Here is a 23,184-nt window from a genome sequence, read left to right on the forward strand (position 1 = left end):
GAAAGATTTTTACCTCTATCTCCCGATTTTGTCATTGAATTAATGTCTCCTAGGGACAACATAGAAACGGCTAGGAAAAAAATGCAGGAATATTTAGATAATGGGACTCGTTTAGGTTGGTTAATCAATAGAAAAACTAGACAAGTAGAAATTTATCGTCAAGGACAGGCAGTAGAAATTTTAACTAATCCAGAGAGTTTATCGGGGGAGAATATTCTGCCAGAATTTAGTTTAAATCTTACTTTGATTTGGTAAGCCAATTTAATTTAGGGAGTGATTCAGAAGTAGTGATTGCCGCTTAAGGCTTTGCTTTGTTAGGCATTGTATTCATGGACAAAATACCAAACTTCAGTTTTAAGGAAGATAGTCATAATCAAGGATTTCTGCAAGGGTGAAGGGTGATTCAATCGGGAATAAATCAGCAGCAAGTTGATATTTTCTGAAAGTATCTTCTCTGGCTGCTTGATAACAATCTATCCAGATTTCAGGAATCAATCTTCTCAGACTTGGACTCTCTTTTAATAAGCGTTGAACTTGTCGGCGTTGTTCAACAACTGTGCTGCGCCACCCTTGAGCATTTGCTTCCTTTTCAGTTAGCCAGTAAGTCAATTTAAGCAGATGTTCGGCAATGATGGTTAAGCGACTTTCTAGTTCTCGTTTTTCACTCCTTCCCATCGTTTCAATTTCTTCGATCAAATTTTCCAAGTCTAATTTTTCAAAACGATGTTCTTTGAGCAAGTTAGCGGTTTCTTGTAACCATCGGTAGAAATCTTCTTGATAAAGACTTTTACCTGACGAGACTAAAGACTTTTCGATGCTCATTTGATGATGACCTAAAAATATGATAGAGCAATCGGCGATTCTTACCACTGTTGCCTCTTGCCTGTTGCCTATTGCCTGACTTCTGCCAGAAGTCTAATATCGCAGGATTACTCCTGAAAACATCAGAGCTTTAAATTTAAGCTAAAATTGGGTAAAACATCTTCACCCGATAAATCAGTGGGATTTTCTAAGATCTCTACTTCCTTTCCTTGACGATAAATTTCAACTTGCCGATTCTGCGGATCGATTAACCAGCCTAACCTTGCGCCATTTTCCTTATATTCGAGCAGTTTTTTCTGTAATTTGTCAAGACTATCGGATTCAGACCGCAATTCCACCACAAAATCGGGACAGAGAGGAATAAATCCCTTTTTCTGCTTAGGGGTTAAAGATTCCCAGCGTTCTCGACTCACCCAGGATAGATCGGGAGAACGAATCGCCCCATTTGGTAGCATAAATCCAGTGGAAGAGTCAAACCCGACTCCCAAAGCTTCATTTTCTTCGCACCAGCGAAACAATTGTCCTGTTATACGAAAATTTCGCTGTCCTGATTCACCACCTGTCGGGGGATTCACGATTAATTCTCCTTGGGCTGTACGTTCTAATTTTAAGTCACGGTTGACCACAGCAAGGGCTTCAAACTGTTCAAGGGTGATAGAGAGAGCGATCGCGCTAGGAATTTCTAAGGAGAGGGTTTCGGGTGAGCTAGTAACTGCTAACATAATCCTTTGATCAGGTGCAACTCATATATACTATTAAAGATTATTTGTCAAGTTTCTGCTCAGACTTCTTGAGCTTACGCTGACCAAATTCTCTATTTTTTGGGGAAGTTTGCACCTCGATCGGGCGGGTTCAGTAAATAACAGGTTACAATGGCGGATAATTAACTAAATTTACCTAAAAACCATCGATCGTGTTCTACGCTATTGATTTCGGAACCAGTAATACCGTCATTACTCGTTGGAATGGGGCGACAAATAGGGCCGAAACCGTGAAATTATCGGAGTTATCCCAACAAATAGCCGACAATCCGCCACTAATTCCCAGTTTACTCTATATTAAATCAGCCAATCCCCTGCAAGTAATTGCCGGTCAAGCGGTACGGGATCGGGGTTTAGATATCGATCGAGATCCGCGTTTTTTTCGTCGCTTTAAACGAGGTATCGGGGCAAAAATTCAAGGATTTTTACCGGAATTAGAGGAAACTGTCCTCAGTTTCGAGGGGGTTGGCCAATGGTTTCTCGATAGCATCATCGACCACTTAAAAAACACCACCCCGGAAACCCCCCAATCTCTAGTTTTAACCGTCCCCGTCGATAGTTTTGAAAGTTACCGCAATTGGTTAAGTAATGTTTGTCAGGGTTGGGAAATCGAACAAATTCGCCTAATTGATGAACCCACGGCCGCCGCTTTGGGTTATGGAACCACTGGGGATCAAGTGATTTTAGTGGTAGATTTTGGCGGTGGCACTCTCGATCTTTCTTTGGTACAATTAGATTTAGATAATCCTCAAAAAAATCAAGGTTTTATTCTCAAGTGGGGAGAAAAACTTTTAGGCAATAATTCTGCCCAAAAAACTAAACTAGCGAGAGTTTTAGCCAAGGCGGGGACAAATTTAGGGGGGTCAGATATCGACGATTGGATTGTCGATTATTTTGCCCAAAAGCAATCTTTAGCGAAAACTTCCTTGACTACTCGTCTAGCAGAAAGATTAAAAATTAAACTTTCTTCCCAATTAACCGCCGAGGAGGTATATTTTGATGAGGAAAATTTCGAGAGTTACGAGTTAAGCTTAGATCGAGAACAATTGACCGATATTCTCCAACAACAAAACTTTTTTAATCAATTAGATGATTTAATGACGGGAGTTTTGCAACAGGGAAGACGCAATGGGGTTGAAGTTAGCGATATCGATGCGGTGTTATTAGTCGGGGGAACCGTACAAATTCCGGCGGTAAAAGATTGGGTGCGACAGTATTTTGATAGTAGTAAAATTAAAGAGGATCGACCCTTTGAAGCGATCGCTTTGGGAGCGTTACAATTAGCCCAAGGTTATCAAGTCAAAGATTTTCTCTATCATAGCTACGGGATTCGTTACTGGAATCGTCGCAAAAATGCCCACGCTTGGCATCCGATTATTAACTCTGGACAACCCTATCCCATGGAAAAACCCGTGGAATTAGTCCTAGGTGCTTCCGTGGACAATCAGCCTAGCATTGAGTTAATTATCGGCGAATTAGGCCCAGAAAGGGGGGCAATGGAGGTCTATTTTGATGGTGATAAATTAATTACTCGTTCCCTCGGTAATGGAGAAACTAGCGTCCAACCCTTAAATGATCGCGAGGGGGCCCGATCGATCGCTAAACTCGATCCTTTAGGTTTGCCTGGCAAAGATCGCATTAAAGTGCAGTTCTGGATTGATGATCAGTGTTTCCTGCGGATTAATGTGGAAGATTTACTCAGTCAAGAATTGTTACTAAATAATCAAATCGTCACCAAATTAAGCTAGGGTTTGCGGCAAAAAGTTGCTCGTGGGGGCAGGGTGTAGCCCCCCCAACCCCCCCGACATCGGGGGGGTTGGGTGTGGGGTGTAGGGTTTTACCCCTTTTCATGTGGTCAATTACCTAATTTTCAGGGAAAAATTACCTGAATTTTCCCCCCGATCACTCCCATATCTGGTACTTTTTGATTGACAAAAAGTCTAAAAGTGTTACCCAACAAAGTTTTTAGATTTATTCAGCAAGCTCTAAGCTAGGATTGGCTTCAGTCAAAAATCAAGTGCAGACTCATAGTAAGTTTGCACTGATATTATCGCAATATTCTGTTTTACCGGTGGCCTTATCGACTGTGATCGCGCACGGGGATCGGGATTAGTTCGGGTTCGGGTTCGGGTTCCGGACCAAAAACACTCTCGATTAGTTTGCGCGCCCATTCTCTCAACTTGTCTATCACTTCATCTAAATAGTCCATTGACCAAATGGCTCCTTTGAGATACTAGCTATGAGTTTTCGTCGATTGATCCCCGCAACAGCTTGATTCTGGAGAATTTTAACTGATTTTCATCGTTTGGCTGTTAAATCTGACGAGCGGGGGAATCTATATCTTGTATTTATATTAAGCTTAACATAGGTTTTTAGTCTGAGTATATATTCTTGGCAATTCTTTTTTAAGATATTGTTAATAAATTCCGGCGTAGGCGATCGAGCGCGGTATAAGCACTAATCTGACGAATTGTCAAGCGATCTCGATTTTCTCCGAAACGATGCTCTGATACAGTCACTTTTCCTTCAGGATCGGCTAAACCGATATAAACTATGCCCACGGGTTTTGTCTCGCTGCCGCCTCCTGGTCCGGCAATACCCGTGATACTGATCCCCCAATCGGTAGTGAGACGTTTTTGCACCCCTAGGGCCATCTGTTGGGCAACAATGGCACTGACAGCCCCGAAATTATTTAAATCCCGCTCATTTACGTCTAAGAGGGCAACTTTTACCCGATTATCGTAGGAAATAACCCCACCCCAAAAATAATCGGAACTGCCAGCGATTTGGGTGATAATTTCCCCTAATCCTCCTCCAGTACAGGATTCTGCCACACTCAAAGTTTGTTTTTGTCGCCGCAACAGTTCCCCCACCACTGCGGGTAAAGTATCATCATCAGCACCAAAATAATCTAATCCGGCAATTTCCTTAATTTCCGTCGCTACCGGTTCAATTACCTGCAAAGCATCCTCTAAAGAAGGGGCTTTCGTCGCAATTCGCAAACGCACTTCGCCTAAACCAGCATAGGGGGCAACGGTGGGATTAGTCAGATCAAATAAATGGACAACTTTTTCCGCTAAAGCTGACTCACCGATACCGCGAAATTTCAGAGAACGACTATAAATCCTCTCTTTGCCCCATCCTTGACTTTCTAGGTAAGGAATCGCCGTTTCTACCCACATTCTCTTCATTTCTGAGGGTACTCCGGGGAAAGTGAGAATAGTCAGGTTAGTCTGTGGTTGCCAGATCATGCCGGGGGCGGTTCCCGTTGGATTTGGCAAAAAATCGGCTCCCACGGGTATTAAAGCCTGTTTACTGTTACTAGGGGGCATTTCTCGCCCTAAAATCGTAAATTTAGCCTCGATTTCTGCTAATATCTCCTGATCTTCTCTGAGGGGCGTTTGGAAAAAATCGGCGATTGTTTCTGTGGTTAAATCGTCGGGAGTCGGTCCCAGTCCCCCGGTAAAAATTAAAATTGAAGAACGTTCTCGGGCAATAGCGATCGCTTTTTTCAGTCTTTCCACATTATCCCCCACCACCGTTTGATAATAATGGGGAATACCTAATTTTGCCAATTCTAGGGCTAAATATTGGGCGTTAGTGTTAACTATATCCCCTAATAATAATTCCGTTCCTACACAAATAATTTCAGCGGCCATAATTTTTGACAATTAGCTTAAGATTTTCAATTTTGATCATCAACTGATCTCCTGTCACCATCGTTCGATCGGGTTTCGGTAACGATGGTACTGGAAGTTAACAATATCAGTGCGCTCCCACATTATACCAGTAAGCTATCAACAATCAAGGTCTTGTATATTAAATGCCACTTTCTTGCTGAACAGCCCATATCTGATTTAGCAAACATAAAATCAGCCTACCATTGCTCTACATAACAATAATTGATCATAATCAAGCATAACAAAGTATTGCCGAGCATCACCTCTTCCTTCCCGCCATTACAAACCCCACCAAAATCATCTAAAATTAAAATGTCCACTAAATAATAAAATTCTATGACTCGCTGGTTTAATATTGCCGGTCCCTGTAAAGACGATATCCACTATATGCTATCTCCCACAGTCAGATTACCAGATTTAGAGGAGCTAATTCAACAACGTAGTTATTTTGTCCTTCACGCACCACGACAAACAGGGAAAACCACCGCCATGTTAGCCCTAGCAAAACAACTTACCGATACCGGAAATTATGCCGCAGTCATGGTATCTGTAGAAGTAGGAAGTGCATTTAATCATGATCCTGCTGCCGCAGAATTGGCAATTTTAGGAACTTGGTATAATACAATAACTATCCGTTTACCTAAAGAATTACAACCAGCTGTTAAACAATGGCAACAGGAAGAACCAGGAAGCAGAATTAAGGCTTTTTTATCAGATTGGGCAACATCTTTAAACCGCCCTTTAGTATTATTTATAGATGAAATTGACTCTTTACAAGACCAAACATTAATATCAGTTTTACGACAGTTAAGAGATGGTTTTCCTAATCGTCCAGAAAATTTTCCCTCATCAGTAGGATTAATTGGTTTACGAGATGTGCGAGATTATAAAGTAGCATCGGGTGGTAGTGATAGATTAAATACATCTAGTCCTTTTAATATAAAAGTTGCTTCTCTTACCATGCGAAATTTTAATCTTGCAGAAGTAGGAGAATTATATCAACAACATACAGCAGCAACTGGACAAATTTTTACACCAGAAGCTAGAGAAACAGCATTTTATTTAACTCAAGGACAACCTTGGTTAGTCAATGCTTTAGCTAAAGAAATTGTAGAAAAAATGGTAAAAGATAGAAGTATTACTATTACCAAAGAACATATTTTAACAGCCAAAGAAATATTAATTAATCGTCAGGATACTCATTTAGATAGTTTAGCGGAAAAACTCAGAGAAAAACGAGTTAAAAACATTATTGAACCGATTTTAGCAGGGCAAACCTTACCCGATACTCTAGCAGATGATCGCCAATATTTAATAGATTTAGGATTATTACGACGTGATCCGATGGGGGGATTAGTTATTTCTAACCCCATTTATCGTGAAGTTATTCCCCGGGTTTTAGTACAAGGAACTCAGGACAGTTTACCTTTAATTAGTCCTAGTTGGTTGACAGCAAAAGGTGAATTAAATATAGATGCTTTATTAACAGCATTTCTCAAGTTTTGGCGACAACATGGAGAACCATTATTAAGTAGTGCTGCTTACCATGAAATTGCTCCGCATATAGTATTAATGGCTTTTTTACATCGTGTGGTTAATGGTGGGGGAGTTTTAGAAAGGGAATATGCAATTGGTAGCGATAGAATGGATTTATGTTTACAGTATAAAGATGTAACTTTAGGGATTGAATTAAAAGTATGGCGGGATAAAAAACGCGATCCGCAAGCTGATGGAATTGAACAATTAGAATCTTATTTAGGGCGTTTGGGTTTAGATTTTGGTTGGTTATTTATCTTTGATAGGCGCAAAAATGCCTTACCAATGGAAGAAAGGTTATCAACTGAAGTTGTGGTGACAGAAAATCAATATAGAATTACTGTGATTCGGGCATGAGTGTTATATTTTTTTGTTTCACGCAGAGGCGCTACAGTCCCAGAGAGGAGAACGGAAAGAAGTAATTTTGCAGATCGCTTTTCTCTGTATCCTTGAAAATTGTAGAGTAAACAAAGACTAAGGACAACTTTTAGGGATTAGGGAAAAAGACGATTGGCTCTCTTATTCTTTGTGTGATAAGTTTAACTTATATAGGAGCGATCAATCTTTGTGTCCTTTGTATCTTTGTGGTTCGTTCCACTCGATCTCGCGTAGCGAGCGCGTTGCGACCGCCAGCGTGACTGTATCTTAGAATACATTTTAACCACCAAACCGAAGAGAGCCGTTGTTTATTGGACATCCCACCAACCGAAAGCTGGCCCGACAAAGCGAATAACTACCCAAACCCCGGCTAAAACTCCTATACCAATCCATGCCCCCCTAGTGGTTAACTTGTAAGCTTGGGCTGCTTGACTTTTGGTAATCGGTAGCCAAGGCAGGATATTTTCCTCCTGTCCATATTTATCACCCAGGGCCGATTGACGACGTTTTGATTCACCCATACTAATGTCAATTATTAAGAGGTTTTTATCTGATTGTATATCGAAAGACAACCGCCTACACCCAATCCTAAGCTGTTCGTAATTTAAATTGCTTGTTGAGACGAGGCAAGAGGCAAGAGGCAAAAGGCAACAGTAAAGGGATTGGGGGAGGTTCGGCTAATCTAAGAATAAGCGGTTTAAATGCCTCTTAGCTTAGTGCATCAAGGAGAGCGATCGAAACTGACGGCCGATGACTGACTATTATAGAATTAAAGGTTGCGACTGAAACGAGAATAATTATGGCAACCATTAACAGTAATTACTTAAAACTAAAAGCGGGTTATCTTTTTCCGGAAATTGCCCGACGAGTCCAAGCTTTTGCGGCAGCCAATGCCGATGCTAATATTATCCGTCTGGGGATTGGGGATGTCACCGAACCTTTGCCCCTAGCTTGTCGCGAGGCCATGATCAAAGCAGTGGAGGAAATGGGCGATCGCTCTAGCTTTAAGGGTTACGGTCCCGAACAGGGTTATGCTTGGTTAAGGGAGAAAATCGCCGTCCATGATTTTCAGGCTCGCGGTTGTGAGATAAGTGCCGATGAAATCTTTATTTCTGACGGTTCTAAGTGCGATACGGGCAATATTCTCGATATTTTTGGAGATAATAACTCGATCGCTGTGACCGACCCAGTATATCCCGTTTACGTCGATACTAACGTTATGGCCGGACACACGGGAGAGGCTAACGACCGCGGCGAATACGAGGGGTTGATTTATCTGCCAATTACCGCCGAAAATAACTTTACTGCCCAGATTCCGGCGGAAAAAGTCGATTTAATCTATCTCTGTTTTCCCAACAATCCCACCGGGGCCACGGCTACCAGAGAACACTTGACAGCTTGGGTCAATTATGCCAGGGCCAACGGATCGATTATCTTTTTTGATGCGGCCTACGAGGCCTTTATCACCGATGCCAGTTTACCCCATTCCATCTATGAAATCGAGGGGGCGCGGCAATGTGCGATCGAATTTCGCTCTTTTTCTAAAAATGCCGGTTTTACCGGGACCCGTTGCGCTTTAACCGTGGTTCCCCAAAGTCTCACGGCCAAAGCGGCCGACGGGACGGATGTGCAACTCTGGAAACTGTGGAATCGTCGGCAATCGACCAAATTTAACGGCGTTTCCTACATTGTCCAACGGGGGGCCGAGGCGGTTTATTCCCCGGAAGGACAAGCACAAGTACAAGAACTTGTCAAGTTTTATTTACAAAATGCAACAATTATCCGAGAAAAATTAACCGCCGCCGGTTTAGAAGTCCATGGCGGCGTAAATGCGCCCTACGTTTGGGTAAAAACGCCCCAAGGTCTATCGAGTTGGGATTTCTTCGATAAACTGCTACATACCTGTAATGTGGTGGGAACCCCCGGATCTGGCTTTGGGGCTGCCGGAGAGGGTTATTTCCGGCTGTCGGCTTTTAATAGTCGTGCCAACGTCGAGGCCGCCATGGAGAGAATTATCAGTAAATTTCAAGGCTAATGGTCAAAAGAGGGATGTTTGCGGAAGCATCCCCCAACAACCCCATCGGGAATTGATAGACTGTTGACATACTCACCGACAACGGCTCACCGATGCGACCCTTTTGGCTAGAATCCTTACAGGTAGAAAGATTAACGATCGCAATTGCCGGCCTACCGGCACATCTGCAAGGGATCAAGTTGGTGCAGTGGTCAGATCTGCACTGCGATGAACAGCATTTGCCTGTAGCTGTCCTGCAAGAAGCGATCGCCATTACTAATCAGGAAAAACCCGATCTCATCTTCCTGACGGGGGACTTTATTACCGATAGTCCCAGGCCAATTTTTGCCCTAGTCGAGAGCATAAAAGCTCTCAAAAGTCAAGGGGGTATTTATGCTTGTTTAGGAAATCATGACAGTTATCTTCCGCAGGCAAGGGAAACGGTCATATCGGCCCTAACTAGCGTGGGAATTCGGGTACTCTGGAATGAAATCGTCACACCCTACGGCGAAAATTTTCCCATCGTCGGATTGGCCGATTATTGGTCCGGGGAATTTTTACCGCAAATCCTCGAGCAAATTTCTCCCGATATACCCAGACTCGTCCTTTCCCACAATCCCGATACAGCCATGGTTTTAAGGGATTTGCGCGTGGATTTGCAGTTATCTGGTCATACCCACGGAGGCCAAGTGACTATCCCCGGTATGGGTTCCCTACCGATAGTTTTAGAGGAATTTAGGCGATCGCTGCCTGAACCATATCGTCCATGGGTCCCCTTTCATCGGCAGTTCAGCAGAGTAGTCCGATACTGGCAATGGTCCGAGGGATTTCATCGAGTCGGGGAAAATCAATTATATGTGAATCGCGGCTTAGGAACCTATTTTCCCGGTCGTCTTTTTTGTCCCCCCGAAGTGACGGTAATTACTTTGATCAACGGCAGTCAGTCTTGAATCAGTTATCAGTTATCAGTTATCAGTTATCAGTTATCAGATTTAAGTTTTAAGTTTTAAGTGTGCAGCATTAAATCAGCTGTTGACTATCTAAATTACTCGTTAAGACTGCACCAGAGTTGGGAGCAGGGAGAGGGAGTTTGAGCATTTGTACTAAAATTTCCCCTACGCAGTTTAAATTCAGTACAGCTTAGAAGTTTACTACTGTCTTTTCACTGATTACTGTTTACTGTTTACTGATAACTGAAAAAACCCCTATGACAGAAAATAGAGATAACTTCAACGAAACTTATAATGCACTAATTGAGCGCATTGTCAATCTAACTTTAGAAGGAAAAATTAGGGCTAAATCACAGGTTTATAACCTTTTAGCCGAGGGAGTAAAAAATGGCACAGGAGAAATTTTTGAGCGTTGTTTAACCGAAAAAATAATCTTTACTCGCTCACAGTTAGAAACAAAAATTAAAGCGACTAGGGTTTTACGGGCCTTGGAAACGATCGAAAGTGAATGGGAAAAATATCAAAAAACCAATCAGCAAAATTCTCTCACTGCAGCGGCGATCGATAATCTGGTAAAAATCGATCGAGAGGATCGTTTACTGACGTTAGTGAATTTAATCGATCCCAATCAAAATAATGCTTTAACCCGAGAACAATTACAACAGTTAGCCAAGCATTTACAGACAGTTTCTCAGCAGCGGGGAGAAGCAGATTTATGGCAAATTGCCACGGGGATTAATCTGGGGTTAAATACTTGGTCAAATTTATCGAATGATCTCACCAGTTGGCTCTACGAACAAAATCGCAATCTTGGTTTTACTAATGATAATGAGCGAGTGACACCCTGGCAAATTTGGGCAAGTAAAGTTAATCCCTCTTGGTTAAAACGAGTCTTAGAAAGTTTAGCTAATCAACAAGCTTTTGATTCTCTCACCCAGGATTTAACTTTAACCGATTGGGTAGAAACTGCTATTGTTTTTCAATATATCCAAAGGGGACTAATTAACTTTTTTGATCAGCGTATCTATAGCGAAAAACTGGGAGCAAAATTATCAATTTCTACCTTTCTCACCTTTGCTTTAATTTGGTCGCTGTTAACCAATAGTTTCGAGCAAGTTAGTAAAAATTCCCTCTATAGTCGCGGCTGTTTTCAGATGGCTTTACAAATTCTGAGAACCTTTGCTCAACGGGATTATTTTCCTTTATACGGAGGAATTTTTGCCTCCTTTTCTGGCAGTTATCTCAAGGATGCCTTAGATTATTTATCAATTCCTCTGCGTTATGTGGAAGGTACGGGAGAAAAGGCGAGAATTTTAACTTTAATTGCCTATTCTAATCGCATTCGCGGCGACTATCGACAGGCCATAGAATGTCATCAACAAGCTTTAGAAATTGCTCGTCAACAGCAGGACTCTGCTTGTGAAATAGCTAATTTAAACCATTTATCTCGTCTCAATGCTATCCAAAAAAACTATGCAGAAGCGATTAATTTAAGTCAGAGAGCTTTAATTTTAAGTCGTCAACAGGGTAATAGTTTAGGACAGGCTAACGCTTTAGCTAATTTGGGTTATAGTCAGGTACAGGAAGCGCAACAGTTAGAGAGATACGATCCCGAAATTTATCAAAGTTCGATCGAGTATTTACAGCAGGGATTAAAGTTAGCGGAAAGTCTCCAAGATTGGCAGAGTAAATCCCTTTGTTGTAGCAGTTTAGGTTTAGCATATCTTGTCCTTGAAAGAACTCAAGAGGCGATTAATATTCTCCTGCAAGGATTGGAATCGGCCAAATACTACGGAGATGTATATCTGCAAGGTTTATTACTAACTTATTTAGGGGAAGCTTACTATCAAGACAAGAATTTTGAACAGGCCATTTATATGGGTTCTCTAGGAATGTATTGGCTACACGAAATCGGTGCAGTAGAATGGCGACAAGCTGCTAGTCTATTAACGGTTATTCGCGGCAAAAATATCGCAGCTTTTGAACAGACTTTCAGTCAGGAACGTTCCTCCCTGATTAAATCCCTTGGAGTGGAAGGCTACCAATATATCTCAGAAATTCTCAGCAAATATCAACAGGGTAATTAGTGAATACACAGCCTAAGTTATTAATTAATCTCTCGGTACTTTTTCCCCAACCCACGGGAATCAGTACCTACATTCTTAACCTCTTACCCTACCTAAAAAATTTAGAACCAACCCTACTAACAGCTAATAGTTATCCCGACTTTAACTGTTATTCTATCCCCAAGGGTCTCGCCCCCGATCGAGGAGCGAAAGGTCATTTAAAACGCTTACTCTGGACTCAGTTGCGGTTATCGTCAATTTACCGACAATTAAACGCCAATTTACTCTTTTCTCCCCTTCCGGAAGCACCGATAAATTCTCACTGTCGCTTTGTCGTCATGGTCCACGATTTAATTCCCCTGCGGTTTCCCAGTCTTACTTCCCCCTTAACCCACTATTTCCGTTATTATGTGCCGCAGGTATTACAACAGGCAAAACATATCATCTGTAACTCTCAGGCAACGGCCAAAGATATCACTGAATATTATCAAATTCCCGCCGATAAAATTACTTCTATTCCCCTAGCCTACGATCATCATCACTTTCGCCCTATTGAAGATAATAAGCCAGAGCATCCCTATTTTCTCTATCTCGGTCGTCCCAATCCCTATAAAAATTTACCGCGTTTAATCGCCGCTTTTGCCCAACTGCCCCCAGATTTAACAGATTATCATCTTTGGATTGCCGGCAGCTTCGATCGCCGTTATACCCCCAATTTACAACAACAAGCGCGGGAATTAGCAGTCAGCGATCGCATTAAATTTCTCGATTATATCCCCTACGATCACCTACCCAAAGTTATCAGTCAAGCCACTGCTTTAGTCTTCCCTAGTCTCTGGGAAGGCTTCGGATTGCCCGTTTTAGAGGCTATGGCCTGCGGTACACCGGTCATCACCTCAAATTTGTCATCTTTGCCCGAAGTCACGGGAAAAGCGGCAATTTTAATCGATCCCTATCGAGTCGAGGCCTTAGCCGATGCCCTAAAAATTATCGCTCAAGATCGACAATTACACTCAAAATTAAGTCATCTAGGCAAAAAACGGGCCGATGAGTTTAGTTGGCAAAAAACTGGTCTAGCTACGGCAGCAATCTTAAATCAATATCTAGGGTGTGCTTAACTGACAGGGTTTCCCGTCCAGATGAAGTATAACCTGATCGGTCATCGTCGGAAAAAGAAAAATAATTTGACAGATCGGCAGCATTTGCTGTAGGATTGATGATCGTGACCTCAATTGGAGAGATGGCCGAGCGGTTGAAGGCGCAGCACTGGAAATGCTGTTTAGGGGTAACTTTAACGAGGGTTCGAATCCCTCTCTCTCCGTTCCCAAAGCACCTCATAGGTAGGTAGGCGTTAAAAATTATCAGATACCCCCGTTATCAAGGGTAGGGTTGATTCATGAATCAACCCTACCTTATCAAGGGGGGATCAAGGGGGGATTAAAGGCAAAATCCATGTTTAATTTAATTATAACCAGCTACTTAGGTAGTCTTGCAAAATTAATTTCCTGGTTGAGACAGGAGATTACTTTTATCTATTATCTTCTCCCCTGCTCCCCACTTCATAATTCATAATTTATAATTGATAATTCCCACTCTCTTATACTTTTTAAACAGGATTTAGTCTAATTCCCCCTCGGTAAACCATCTTTACACTTAGCTAACCACTCCAATAAACTATCTAACTGCTGTGGTGGTTTTACCGCTCCTAAACCCCTAACCGTCACCTGTTTGGGACTATAAACAAAGCGTGATTGTATATGTTGGGGTAGGTGTTCTTGTAATAATTTCCACGCCGGTTCCTCCATAGGAGTTTCTAGGATAATATGCTGTTTTCCATCGGGTTTAATGCGCGAAAAACCGAGGGATTTAGCCAGATGTTTTAACTCGATTACCTTAAATAATTGTGCCACCGGTGAAGGAATTGCCCCGTATCTATCGACTAAATCGGCGGCAATTTGTCCTAAAGTTTTCTGAGAATTGGCAGTAGCGATCGCCCGATAGACATCCATTTTCTGCTCCAGATCGGATATATAATCATTAGGAATAAATGCCGTCAATTTCAGATCGATTTGGGTATCCTCCACTTGGGGAATTTCTTGACCTTGAATTTCCCGCAATGCTTCCTGTAACATTTCCATATATAGATCAAAACCGATCGCTTCCATTTGTCCCGATTGTTCCGCACCTAATAAGTTACCCGCACCGCGAATTTCCAGATCCCTAGTCGCTAATTGATACCCCGATCCTAACTGGGTAAATTCTTGAATTGCCTTTAATCTTTCCCGAGCGGTTTCTGTTAGTTCTGCCTTGGCCGGATAAAGTAACCAAGCGTGCGCTTGTACTCCCGATCGCCCCACCCGTCCCCGCAGTTGATAGAGTTGCGCTAAACCGAATTTTTGGGCATCTTCAATGATAATCGTGTTAACTCTGGGAATATCTAAACCCGACTCCACAATAGTCGTACAGACTAAGATATCCGCTTCCCCATTATTAAATGCTAACATGGTGGTCTCTAATTCGGACTCATCCATACGACCGTGGCCGATGGCAATTCTAGCACCCGGAATCATCCCTTGAATTGCTGCCGCTTTTTCTTCAATTCCCTCGATTCTTGGTACTACATAAAAAATCTGTCCCCCCCGATCCAATTCATTGCGAATTGCCGTTCTAATCACATCAGAATTATAACTAGAAAGGTGGGTTTGAATGGGACGACGAGAGGGAGGGGGTGTGGTAATTAAACTCATTTCTCGCACCCCAGAAAGGGACATATAAAGAGTACGGGGAATCGGTGTCGCACTCAAGGTTAACACATCAATATTACTTTTAAAAGCCTTAATTTTTTCCTTTTGGTTGACCCCAAAACGCTGTTCTTCATCAATTACCAATAATCCTAAATCTTTAAACTCCACCGCTTTACTCAATAACAACTGCGTCCCCACCACTATATCCAATTCCCCCGTTTTCAAGCGCTGGACGATATCTTTTTTCTCGGAATTGGTGCGAAAACGATTTAATAAACCCACATTAATGGGATAGGGAGCAAAACGTTCTTTTAGGGTGTGATAATGTTGTTGGGTTAAAATCGTTGTTGGTGCTAATAAAGCCACCTGTTTATGACCCGTGGTGACAGCTTTAAAAATAGCACGAATCGCCACTTCTGTCTTACCAAAACCCACATCCCCACAGACTAAGCGATCCATCGGGCGATCGCTTTCTAAATCCCGTTTCACATCCTGTATCGCTTTCAGTTGATCAGCAGTGGGTTGGTAGGGAAAAGAATCCTCTAACTCCCGCTGCCAGGGATTATCCATCGGATAGGCAAAACCCGATTTTTGGGCGCGTTGGGCGTAAATATTGATTAAATCAACCGCTAACTTCTTAATCGACTTCCTGACGCGAGCTTTCGTCGCTTCCCACGCTTTGCCAGAGATTTTATGTAATTCAGGCTCTTGACTACCTGTATGACGATAACGGGAGAGATTATCAACAGAATCGGCAGGAACCCGCAATAATCCATCAGCATACTTAATAACTAGATAATCTCGACCTTGCACTACTCCGCTAATTGTGCTTTCCTGCTTTTCTAGTTTGATAAACTGTCCGATGCCATGGTGTTTATGTACTACAAAGTCGAGGGGACGGAGTTTGTTCACGTCCACCTGTACCGAGGCTGCTTGCCGACGTTTGCGGACGTAACCGGCAGTATTTAAAAGATGTTGCCCGAAGAACTCTCGATCGGTAACGACGACTATGCGATAGGTGGGTAGGATAAAACCTTCTAATTCAGCTAATCCTGAGTATTTTAGGGCTGTAGCGGTGTTTTGAATTATTAAGCGCTCGATCGCCCCAAAATCGAGGGGATTGGGGATAAATTGGGCTGGACAGTCGTGTTCCTGTAATAACGAGACTGTGCGGGAGGGTTGGGCAGATATTAACCATGTAGCGTACTTATTTACTTTAATACCGCTATAAATCTCTCTTTTTCCCCGTAAAATTTCCGCTAGTTTGGCGAATTGCCCCGGATTGGTGGGAATCGGACGACTGGAGAGATTAAGGCTATTTTCGCAGAGGTGATCGTCTATTTCCGAGAGGTAGAGATGGGGAAATTTGGCCGATATTTGCAAAGATTCGCCAAAAGAACGGTGAATTTTCGGTAATGGTGGTTCTATCTCTTGCCAGCGTTCCCCAATATATTCTATCCAGCGATCGCTTCTAGCTTGACAGCTTTCCAGTTCATCAAAGGCAATAAGGGTATTTTCGGGGAGATAATCCAATAAAGAGGCAGGTTGAGGGAAGGACAAGCCTAAAAATCGCTCAATTCCCTCTGGATAAATGCCATTAGCTAATTTTTCTCGCTCTTCAGCCCCTAGATAATCGGCCACTGTCGGGGGAAGAGAAGGGGCAATCATCGCCGCAAAGCTAGTGGGAGTAAGAAGCAGATTGGGGATAGAATCGAGGGATCTTTGGGTGGCAGGGTCAAATTCTCGCAATTTTTCCAATTCATCGCCGAAAAATTCTAACCTGACCGGTAATTCTGCCGAAACTGGGAAAATATCAACGATATCGCCGCGACGACTCCATTGCCCTTCGGTTTCTACCAGTGAAACCCGTTGATATCCTAATCTAGCTAGGGTTAGATCGAGGTTTTTGGCTTCTATAACCGTTCCTACCTCAAAATTATCGCTATATTGCTCGAAAACCTCTCTAGGGGGTAAATGGGGCTGCAGGGCCTTTTCGGTGGTAACGATCGCAATTCCGGCCTCTTGATGACTGATTAGAGCTTGCCCTGAGCTACGTCGAAGGGCCGATAATACCTGCATCTGTCCCCAAATCATCTCGTATTCCCGATTAAATGTCTCGTAGGGGCAAGCTTCCGAGGTGGGATAAAAGAAAACACCTTTCCACGTCATTGCTTCTAATTGTGCCGCCCAACGTGCCGCTTCTTCTAGATTGGCACAGATAATTAAAAGATTTTTTCCTTGACAACGGGCGAAAGCTGTGCTGATTAATCCTTTCGGTAAGCGGGCAAGGCCGGTTAGGGTTAAATTGCCATTTTTCTCCAGTTTTTGGATAAGTTCGGCAGTTAAGGGCGATTTTTCAATGTTGCGAATAACGGAGGCAAAAGTCATTTTTTCGTGATCGGCGCTCGGTTTTTAGTTAAGCTCTACTGAATTTAAACTGCCTCTTGGGAGTTTTAGTACAAATGCTCAGGCTTCCTATCCCTGCTCCCAACTTCGGTGCAGTCTTAGCAAGTATTAGTTATCAGTTTTCAGTTCACCCACTACTTTTTGGGGTTAATTTTTTTGGGCTTTATTTGGCTTGACCAGAGGGGGGTCGTAGGCGCACGGATTTTCCATTATCTATATAATATCATGTCAAGCGTTAGTTAGCAAGAGAAAATTTTTTAATTGGGAGCGAAAGATCGAAGGACGAAAAACCAGTACATCTATACCGAGATATTTTCAGAATGATAACGATTATCACCGACTGTGATAAGATCAGAATCATAATCAGACTCAGTTAATCCGATGGGTAAAAATTTCCAGTTAACAGCGATCGCTTTAACCCTGACTATAGCCAGCTTAACAGCTTGTAGTAGTCCTTCGGTCAAGGAAGAGGAAGCAAAGACACCCTTACAGGTGACAGTGAGTATCGTACCGCAGGAATATTTTGTCAAACGCATCGGCGGTGATAGAGTCAGTGTTAATGCCATGATTCAACCTGGGACAGATCCCCACACCTATGAACCAAAACCCGAACAATTAAAAACCACAGCCCGATCGCAAGCCTATTTTAAAATCGGTGTATCCTTAGAAGATGCCTGGAAAGATCGCTTAAACAGTGTTAACCAACAGATGTTAATCGTCGATACCAGTCAAGGAGTAGATAAAATCCCTTTGACAGCAGAACATAATCACGATCATGATCACGATCACGCTAAGGAAGAAAAACATCAAGCTGGAAAAAACACCCTAGATCCCCATATTTGGTTATCACCAAAACGAGTCAAAGCACAAGCAGAGACTATTTATCAAACCCTAGCACAACTCGATCCGGGTCAGGACGCTATCTATCGGGCTAACTTTGAGAAATTCAGTCAGGAATTAGACGCATTAGATCAAGAAATTCGGCAAAACTTGGCAGGGATCAAAAACAAAAAATTTATGGTCTTTCATCCCGAATGGGGCTATTTTGCCCAAGATTACGGTTTAGAGATGATTGCGATCGAAATCGAAGGCAATGAACCCAGTGCTGCCCAGTTAAGTCAACTAATCAAACAGGCAAAAGAAGAGAATATTAAAGTTATTTTTGCTCAACCAGAATTTAGCCAGAAAACTGCCGAAACCATTGCTAGGGAAATTGGCGGACAGGTAATCCCTATCAGTGCCTTTGCTCAAAATTGGAGTGAAAACCTACGACAAGTTTCCCAAAAAATGGCCACAGTTTTAAATCAGTAATTGTTTGTATATGTAGCTAGACACAATTAATTGCACATATCTAACTACCTCTTGCCTATTGCCTATTGCCTTTTGCCTATCCCAACCAAGAAGTTAATTTTGCCCTATTGTATATGTCAACGATCATTACCATTAGTAATCTCTGGGCCGGCTACGAACAGGAACCCATCCTCGAAGATATTAATTTAACCATTCAAGAACTGGATTTTCTCGGAATTATCGGCCCGAATGGAGGAGGAAAAACTACCCTCCTTAAGGTTTTACTGGGATTAATTAAACCTTGGCGGGGAGAAGTCAGTATTTTGGGGCAAACTGTCCAAAAAGGTCGGGAATTAGTCGGTTATGTGCCGCAGTTTGTCGAATGCGATCGCTCATTTCCCATCACTGTGGGTGAGGTGGTGAAAATGGGGAGATTGAGCAGCAAAAAACTCTGGCAAGGCTATAGTAAAAAAGATGAGGTAAGGGTAGATAAAGCTTTAGATAGTGTGGGAATGTTAGCGTTGAAAAAAAGGTCGATTGCCGAACTTTCGGGAGGACAGCGCCAACGGGTTTATATCGCTCGCGCTTTAGCGGTAGAACCCCGTCTCTTGATTTTAGATGAACCCACTGCCAGTGTCGATCCCCAAATGCGCGCTAGTATTTTTTCCCTGTTGCAAGAATTGAATGAGTGGATGACCATTTTAATTATTTCCCATGATCTGGGAACCCTATCTACCTATGTTAAATCGATCGGTTGTCTCAATCGTCGTCTCTATTATCACGGTGAAAAATCTCTCACTGCCGCTATGTTAGAACAGGTGTATTGTTAAAAGGTTTCTCCCTTTCTACTGTCAAAACCCTTGACAAATCCCCGCACTTGACAGATACTTATATATATAATGGGAATCCGTGCCTGCCTGCAAACCCTCTTTTTTTAGGTTAGATAAGCGTCAAGAAAATAAAAACCTAATACCTGACCAGCGCTAAAGACTTATACGAACAAGACTATCTTGCTTGGTTAGAAGAAACGGCCAAACAACTGCGACAAAGACAGACAGATGTATTGGATTGGGGAACCAACAGAGACAAAAATTATTATTATTAGTTGTAAATTTCATTATGACTAGGCTCAATGTAATCGCTGTTATTTTGTTGATTAAACTTTAAAATTACCATTGCTGGAACGCCAAGGGCGATCGCTTACAATAGGGGGAAAACTTTTAGAAAGCAACCTTTATTACTATTCTTACTCATGCCCACTCTATCAAGCTTCTATGGAATAAAAATCACCATGAACTATAACGATCACAATCCGCCTCATATCCATGCCGAGTATCAAGATTATGAAGCGGTTATAATGATTCACACAGGTGAAGTTTGTGGTCAAATGCCCAAAAGAGGACTAAATTTAATATGGGAGTGGCTTGATCTACACCAATCTGAACTATTGGAGAACTGGGAAAATGCGCGTCAAAGAAAACCTCTTAACAGAATCGATCCCCTTCCCTAAAAAGGAGCTATTTCTTCATGTTATCTGTGTGGAATATCTGGATAAGTATCAATTAAAGCTAACCTTTAATAATGGAATAGAAGGGATTGTAGATTTAGAACAAGAATTGTATGGGGAAATCTTTGAACCCTTAAAAGATCAAAGCTTATTTCAAAAAGTATATGTCAATAGTCGGACAATAGAATGGCCAAACGGAGCAGACTTTGCCCCTGAATTTTTATTTGAAATTGCTCTCGACAAGCAACCGGTTAGTATGGTCGGTGAGCGTGTAGGGTACGCTAATGAAATGTAACGTACCAAATTGTTTTCTTAACAATAATTATCTGATTTGCGATTATTTTGGACTTTAGTGCGATCAGGTTTTCTTCTCATGGTGTGATCGCTTTTTGATCAGGAGGGGCGATCGCTAATTGCCGTCTTGACTTAAAAAATAGTTACTTAACGCGCTTTTTTGCTTTTAATCATGACGAATTTGTAATTATTCTGCGTTACGTTAACACATCCTAGCGTGCTACTATTCTGGTCAGTGATTCTTTATAGTAACCAGATGCGATCGATGATTCAGACGGATCAACTGTTTCCCAGTGTCGGTAGTCAGACAAAGGGACTTTTGGTTAATGCCGATGGTTCTGTGGATATTTATTTCAGGCCGAAACCGCCTGCTGGTAAGGAGAATAATTGGGTGCAGACAAATCCGGGCACGGGTTGGAATACGATTCTTCGACTTTATAGCCCGCTTGAGCCTTGGTTTGACAAGACTTGGCGACCAGGGGAAATTGAGTTATTGAAATAGTCCTATTGAGAATATGGCTGAATCGCCGATTTGTTGCTTGGGTTGAGGTGATACAATACAATATTGCCTTTTTTCTGGCTAATAAAATTGGCGATCATATTTCATGACTTTTTACGAATGTATGACAACTAATATAACTCAACAAAATAACCAAAATAATTTTAGTTTTGCCAAGTTTAAAGAGCAAATAACTGCTCGTAGAATTGACCTAAATAAAGCTATAGATAAAGTTAAACAAGACCATTATGTTAAAGAAGATAAGCAAAAAAAAGAACTATCCCCAATTATATTTGAAAAATCATTATTCCCAGAGTTAGTAGAGCAAGATAACTGGAGACATGAATTACTACAAGATCTAGCCCAGCAGTGGGAAAGCCTAGCTAATCTTTCTATTATTTGTGAAAAAGAAGCAAGGATAGCAAGCAAGAACAAAAGACAATATCGTTTTTGGAGAATCTTAGTAGGATTGACAATAACACTATTTTCTGCTTTATGGTTTGCTCGAAACCCTAGGAATGAAAACAGCAATAGCCCTCTAAGCAGAAGAAGCTTTCTCATTGGAGCCTTAACAGGATTAGTGGGGATATTTACTGCTGGCGGACCTTTAGTAGATGCTGTTAATGATTTAATAGAACCAGAAAGACATCGTAACCGAGCGATAGGCTTTAGAAGCTTAAAAATCGATACCGATAGTCAGATGCTCAACATCGAAATGATGATTTTTTATGACCTCTCCAAAAAAGAATTAAACTTCTCAGCCTTCTACCAAAAATTTAAAGCGATCAAGGAAGAGACCAATCGTATTTACAAAAAATCCTATGAATTGGGTATAAATATTTAGTACGATCACCGATCTTGTAGTGCGATCACTTTTGGGAGGTGAAGAAGAAAGTAGCGATCACTTTTTGTGATGAGGAGGGGTGATCTTTTTTTGGGGAATGAGGAGAGGTGATCACTTTTTGAGGAGGAGGAGGGGCGATCGTTTTTTTGATGATGGGGAGGGGCGATTTTGAGGAGGAGGGGCGATCTTGTAGGTTGAATTGAGGTGACGAAACCCAACATTACTTTTTTCCCAAATTACCACCCAATATCTGAGTTATAATCAATACCATCAATTCTACACCTTAATCAAATAATTTAACTTATGTCTGCTACAATTCGTGAAGAACTTCACCAACAGATTGACCGATTACCTGATGACATTATTGAAAAAATTGCCAACTTTACCCGATTAATTTCCCCTGAGCCAAACAACATTTCAGAATATACTAATTGGCAAGATGAAGACTGGCAAAAATTTTCATTAGAGCAATTTTTCAAAGAAGAAGATGAAATTGAATATTCCCTAGCAGATGCTCAAGAAATTTATGGCTCTTCGTTACTTGGTATGGTTCGATAGGGGGGCATAAATCGACTAAATCCTTATCTGGCAAGAGATTTAATTGATTAGTTCGCTCCAGACCGCAAACAATTGACAAAAATTGCGGCAATGTCTGTCTCTATAAAGGTTTCATTCCTTATAACCCCGTCCATTGCATAAGACAAACCGAAGAACCCTAATCCCTTACAAAAAAATACTCCGAAATCCTCGTGAACTTTATTTTAAGTCACCATGCCGAAGAAAAAATTATTCAACGCCAAATCTCTTTAAAAATATTGCAGGACATCCTCAATAATCCTGAGCAAATTTTAGAAGAAGATGGACTCAAAGTTTATCAAGGTACGTTTGTCGCCATTAACAATAAAACTTATCTTCTGAGAATTTACATTAATGACTTAGTTGAGCCTCAAAAAATTGTTACACTATATGTTACCAGTAAACTTAGAAAATATAGGCAGCTATCAAATGAAAGCTAAATATGATGCTGAAGTTGACGTTTTAACAATTACCTGGCATGACACACCCGTAGAAGAAAGTGAGGCAATCAGTCCGGGGGTTATTCTTGACTATGATCAAGCAGGTAATGTAATCGGGATTGAAATTCTTAATGCTTCTCGAAAAATCGAGAATTTTTCTCCGAATGTGCAGGTAGCTATAGCGTTTTTCAGTCTGCTGAGGTACAAAAGTTATGGGTTTTAGGCAAAAGGCAAGAGGCAAAAGTCAAAAGGGAAGAAAAATATGTGTACCTCACTAGCTTATAGCGGTGTGCAGTCGTATTAGGTACAGTGTCACAAGCTATAAACCATGCTAGGCAAAGCTTGGTCTGTATCTCACTCAAGCGCTTACCGCTATA

Annotated in this window: 22 protein-coding genes, 1 tRNA gene and 2 pseudogenes; 18 read left to right on the top strand and 7 right to left on the bottom strand. The window is 41.7% G+C overall.

All coding sequences use genetic code 11. The features are described 5' to 3' along the window. The coding region (locus O9334_RS12860; RefSeq protein ID WP_288000443.1) for a Uma2 family endonuclease at positions 1-255 on the top strand (255 nt) is incomplete at its 5' end. A 99-nt stretch (positions 256-354) separates the two neighbouring features. Here O9334_RS12860 and O9334_RS12865 read toward each other — a convergent pair. Both O9334_RS12865 and O9334_RS12870 read right to left on the bottom strand, forming a co-directional pair. Beyond that, complete coding sequence (locus O9334_RS12865; RefSeq protein ID WP_045362699.1) at positions 355-822, bottom strand: DUF29 domain-containing protein; 468 nt, start codon at positions 820-822, stop codon at positions 355-357. A gap of 122 nt (positions 823-944) precedes the next feature. Then, the gene (locus O9334_RS12870) at positions 945-1,544 is read right to left on the bottom strand and encodes a Uma2 family endonuclease (RefSeq protein WP_045362702.1); all 600 of its coding nucleotides are present in this window, start codon (positions 1,542-1,544) and stop codon (positions 945-947) included. Between the two features lie 191 nt (positions 1,545-1,735). On the opposite strand from O9334_RS12870, the gene O9334_RS12875 reads away from it, so the two are divergent. Continuing rightward, positions 1,736-3,331, top strand: a complete 1,596-nt coding sequence (locus O9334_RS12875) for an Hsp70 family protein (RefSeq protein ID WP_190380643.1) — start codon at positions 1,736-1,738, stop codon at positions 3,329-3,331. Between the two features lie 329 nt (positions 3,332-3,660). On the opposite strand, the gene O9334_RS12880 is transcribed toward O9334_RS12875, so the two are convergent. Together O9334_RS12880 and O9334_RS12885 are read right to left on the bottom strand one after the other, a co-directional pair. Continuing rightward, positions 3,661-3,792, bottom strand: a complete 132-nt coding sequence (locus O9334_RS12880) for a hypothetical protein (RefSeq protein WP_002757361.1) — start codon at positions 3,790-3,792, stop codon at positions 3,661-3,663. A 196-nt stretch (positions 3,793-3,988) separates the two neighbouring features. Beyond that, complete coding sequence (locus O9334_RS12885) at positions 3,989-5,242, bottom strand: competence/damage-inducible protein A (protein ID WP_288000445.1); 1,254 nt, start codon at positions 5,240-5,242, stop codon at positions 3,989-3,991. 357 nt (positions 5,243-5,599) lie between these two features. On the opposite strand from O9334_RS12885, the gene O9334_RS12890 reads away from it, so the two are divergent. Next, on the top strand, positions 5,600-7,156 hold the full coding sequence (locus O9334_RS12890) for an AAA-like domain-containing protein (RefSeq protein ID WP_288000447.1): 1,557 nt from the start codon (positions 5,600-5,602) through the stop codon (positions 7,154-7,156). A 329-nt stretch (positions 7,157-7,485) separates the two neighbouring features. On the opposite strand, the gene O9334_RS12895 is transcribed toward O9334_RS12890, so the two are convergent. Continuing rightward, positions 7,486-7,698: a DUF2839 domain-containing protein gene (locus O9334_RS12895; protein WP_045362712.1), complete on the bottom strand. Its 213-nt coding sequence runs from the start codon at positions 7,696-7,698 to the stop codon at positions 7,486-7,488. A 278-nt stretch (positions 7,699-7,976) separates the two neighbouring features. On the opposite strand from O9334_RS12895, the gene O9334_RS12900 reads away from it, so the two are divergent. The 5 genes from O9334_RS12900 to O9334_RS12920 all read left to right on the top strand — a co-directional run bounded on the left by O9334_RS12900 (position 7,977) and on the right by O9334_RS12920 (position 13,528). Then, the gene (locus O9334_RS12900; RefSeq protein WP_288000450.1) at positions 7,977-9,212 is read left to right on the top strand and encodes an LL-diaminopimelate aminotransferase; all 1,236 of its coding nucleotides are present in this window, start codon (positions 7,977-7,979) and stop codon (positions 9,210-9,212) included. A gap of 92 nt (positions 9,213-9,304) precedes the next feature. Continuing rightward, positions 9,305-10,141 (top strand): metallophosphoesterase, encoded by an 837-nt coding sequence (locus O9334_RS12905; protein WP_045362718.1) that lies wholly within the window; start codon positions 9,305-9,307, stop codon positions 10,139-10,141. 257 nt (positions 10,142-10,398) lie between these two features. Then, a complete protein-coding gene (locus tag O9334_RS12910) occupies positions 10,399-12,228 on the top strand; it encodes a tetratricopeptide repeat protein (protein ID WP_288000452.1) in 1,830 nt (609 codons plus the stop codon). Further along, the gene (locus O9334_RS12915) at positions 12,228-13,325 is read left to right on the top strand and encodes a glycosyltransferase family 4 protein (protein WP_288000453.1); all 1,098 of its coding nucleotides are present in this window, start codon (positions 12,228-12,230) and stop codon (positions 13,323-13,325) included. The genes O9334_RS12910 and O9334_RS12915 overlap by 1 nt, the downstream gene beginning before the upstream one ends. A 116-nt stretch (positions 13,326-13,441) precedes the next feature. Further along, positions 13,442-13,528, top strand: a tRNA-Ser gene (locus tag O9334_RS12920). A 301-nt stretch (positions 13,529-13,829) separates the two neighbouring features. On the opposite strand, the gene mfd is transcribed toward O9334_RS12920, so the two are convergent. Next, positions 13,830-17,339: a transcription-repair coupling factor gene (gene mfd, locus O9334_RS12925; protein ID WP_288000454.1), complete on the bottom strand. Its 3,510-nt coding sequence runs from the start codon at positions 17,337-17,339 to the stop codon at positions 13,830-13,832. A 399-nt stretch (positions 17,340-17,738) separates the two neighbouring features. Here mfd and O9334_RS12930 point away from each other — a divergent pair, with 399 nt between their 5' ends. The 8 genes and pseudogenes from O9334_RS12930 to O9334_RS12965 all read left to right on the top strand — a co-directional run bounded on the left by O9334_RS12930 (position 17,739) and on the right by O9334_RS12965 (position 22,349). Next, a complete protein-coding gene (locus tag O9334_RS12930) occupies positions 17,739-18,668 on the top strand; it encodes a metal ABC transporter solute-binding protein, Zn/Mn family (RefSeq protein WP_288000456.1) in 930 nt (309 codons plus the stop codon). 113 nt (positions 18,669-18,781) lie between these two features. Further along, positions 18,782-19,477 (top strand): metal ABC transporter ATP-binding protein, encoded by a 696-nt coding sequence (locus tag O9334_RS12935; protein WP_045362761.1) that lies wholly within the window; start codon positions 18,782-18,784, stop codon positions 19,475-19,477. 143 nt (positions 19,478-19,620) lie between these two features. Next, a pseudogene (locus tag O9334_RS12940) lies at positions 19,621-19,719 on the top strand (DUF29 family protein); the annotation flags it as partial. A 180-nt stretch (positions 19,720-19,899) separates the two neighbouring features. Next, the gene (locus tag O9334_RS12945) at positions 19,900-20,157 is read left to right on the top strand and encodes a DUF4160 domain-containing protein (RefSeq protein ID WP_002792623.1); all 258 of its coding nucleotides are present in this window, start codon (positions 19,900-19,902) and stop codon (positions 20,155-20,157) included. Then, complete coding sequence (locus O9334_RS12950) at positions 20,111-20,449, top strand: DUF2442 domain-containing protein (RefSeq protein WP_190359776.1); 339 nt, start codon at positions 20,111-20,113, stop codon at positions 20,447-20,449. Before O9334_RS12945 ends, O9334_RS12950 begins: the two co-directional genes overlap by 47 nt. A gap of 216 nt (positions 20,450-20,665) precedes the next feature. Next, positions 20,666-20,950 carry a DUF1214 domain-containing protein gene (locus tag O9334_RS12955; RefSeq protein ID WP_288000459.1) on the top strand — a complete coding sequence of 95 codons (285 nt, stop codon included), beginning with the start codon at positions 20,666-20,668 and terminating at the stop codon, positions 20,948-20,950. 103 nt (positions 20,951-21,053) lie between these two features. Continuing rightward, a complete protein-coding gene (locus O9334_RS12960; RefSeq protein WP_045362733.1) occupies positions 21,054-21,791 on the top strand; it encodes a hypothetical protein in 738 nt (245 codons plus the stop codon). A 303-nt stretch (positions 21,792-22,094) separates the two neighbouring features. Further along, positions 22,095-22,349, top strand: a complete 255-nt coding sequence (locus O9334_RS12965) for a hypothetical protein (RefSeq protein WP_288000461.1) — start codon at positions 22,095-22,097, stop codon at positions 22,347-22,349. On the opposite strand, the pseudogene O9334_RS23170 reads toward O9334_RS12965, so the two are convergent. Further along, positions 22,267-22,495 (bottom strand): annotated as a pseudogene (locus O9334_RS23170) (hypothetical protein). The gene O9334_RS12965 and the pseudogene O9334_RS23170 sit on opposite strands and share 83 nt — an antisense overlap. A 45-nt stretch (positions 22,496-22,540) precedes the next feature. Here O9334_RS23170 and O9334_RS12970 point away from each other — a divergent pair. Together O9334_RS12970 and O9334_RS12975 are read left to right on the top strand one after the other, a co-directional pair. Then, a complete protein-coding gene (locus O9334_RS12970) occupies positions 22,541-22,807 on the top strand; it encodes a hypothetical protein (protein ID WP_002798441.1) in 267 nt (88 codons plus the stop codon). After that, positions 22,758-23,030, top strand: a complete 273-nt coding sequence (locus tag O9334_RS12975) for a DUF2283 domain-containing protein (protein ID WP_080754365.1) — start codon at positions 22,758-22,760, stop codon at positions 23,028-23,030. Before O9334_RS12970 ends, O9334_RS12975 begins: the two co-directional genes overlap by 50 nt. Positions 23,031-23,184 lie beyond the last annotated feature (154 nt).

Source organism: Microcystis sp. LE19-8.1F, assembly GCF_027531715.1.
GTDB lineage: Bacteria > Cyanobacteriota > Cyanobacteriia > Cyanobacteriales > Microcystaceae > Microcystis > Microcystis wesenbergii_A.

Bases quoted from the DNA above. Each gene is read 5' to 3' on its own strand.
- O9334_RS12945 (WP_002792623.1), top strand. From the start codon at position 19,900: ATGCCCACTCTATCAAGCTTCTATGGAATAAAAATCACCATGAACTAT.
- O9334_RS12960 (WP_045362733.1), top strand. From the start codon at position 21,054: ATGACTTTTTACGAATGTATGACAACTAATATAACTCAACAAAATAAC.
- mfd (WP_288000454.1), bottom strand. From the start codon at position 17,339: ATGACTTTTGCCTCCGTTATTCGCAACATTGAAAAATCGCCCTTAACT.
- O9334_RS12885 (WP_288000445.1), bottom strand. From the start codon at position 5,242: ATGGCCGCTGAAATTATTTGTGTAGGAACGGAATTATTATTAGGGGAT.
- O9334_RS12950 (WP_190359776.1), top strand. From the start codon at position 20,111: ATGCGCGTCAAAGAAAACCTCTTAACAGAATCGATCCCCTTCCCTAAA.
- O9334_RS12975 (WP_080754365.1), top strand. From the start codon at position 22,758: ATGTTACCAGTAAACTTAGAAAATATAGGCAGCTATCAAATGAAAGCT.
- O9334_RS12965 (WP_288000461.1), top strand. From the start codon at position 22,095: ATGTCTGCTACAATTCGTGAAGAACTTCACCAACAGATTGACCGATTA.
- O9334_RS12930 (WP_288000456.1), top strand. From the start codon at position 17,739: ATGGGTAAAAATTTCCAGTTAACAGCGATCGCTTTAACCCTGACTATA.
- O9334_RS12905 (WP_045362718.1), top strand. From the start codon at position 9,305: ATGCGACCCTTTTGGCTAGAATCCTTACAGGTAGAAAGATTAACGATC.
- O9334_RS12895 (WP_045362712.1), bottom strand. From the start codon at position 7,698: ATGGGTGAATCAAAACGTCGTCAATCGGCCCTGGGTGATAAATATGGA.
- O9334_RS12865 (WP_045362699.1), bottom strand. From the start codon at position 822: ATGAGCATCGAAAAGTCTTTAGTCTCGTCAGGTAAAAGTCTTTATCAA.
- O9334_RS12900 (WP_288000450.1), top strand. From the start codon at position 7,977: ATGGCAACCATTAACAGTAATTACTTAAAACTAAAAGCGGGTTATCTT.
- O9334_RS12880 (WP_002757361.1), bottom strand. From the start codon at position 3,792: ATGGACTATTTAGATGAAGTGATAGACAAGTTGAGAGAATGGGCGCGC.
- O9334_RS12870 (WP_045362702.1), bottom strand. From the start codon at position 1,544: ATGTTAGCAGTTACTAGCTCACCCGAAACCCTCTCCTTAGAAATTCCT.
- O9334_RS12890 (WP_288000447.1), top strand. From the start codon at position 5,600: ATGACTCGCTGGTTTAATATTGCCGGTCCCTGTAAAGACGATATCCAC.
- O9334_RS12935 (WP_045362761.1), top strand. From the start codon at position 18,782: ATGTCAACGATCATTACCATTAGTAATCTCTGGGCCGGCTACGAACAG.
- O9334_RS12910 (WP_288000452.1), top strand. From the start codon at position 10,399: ATGACAGAAAATAGAGATAACTTCAACGAAACTTATAATGCACTAATT.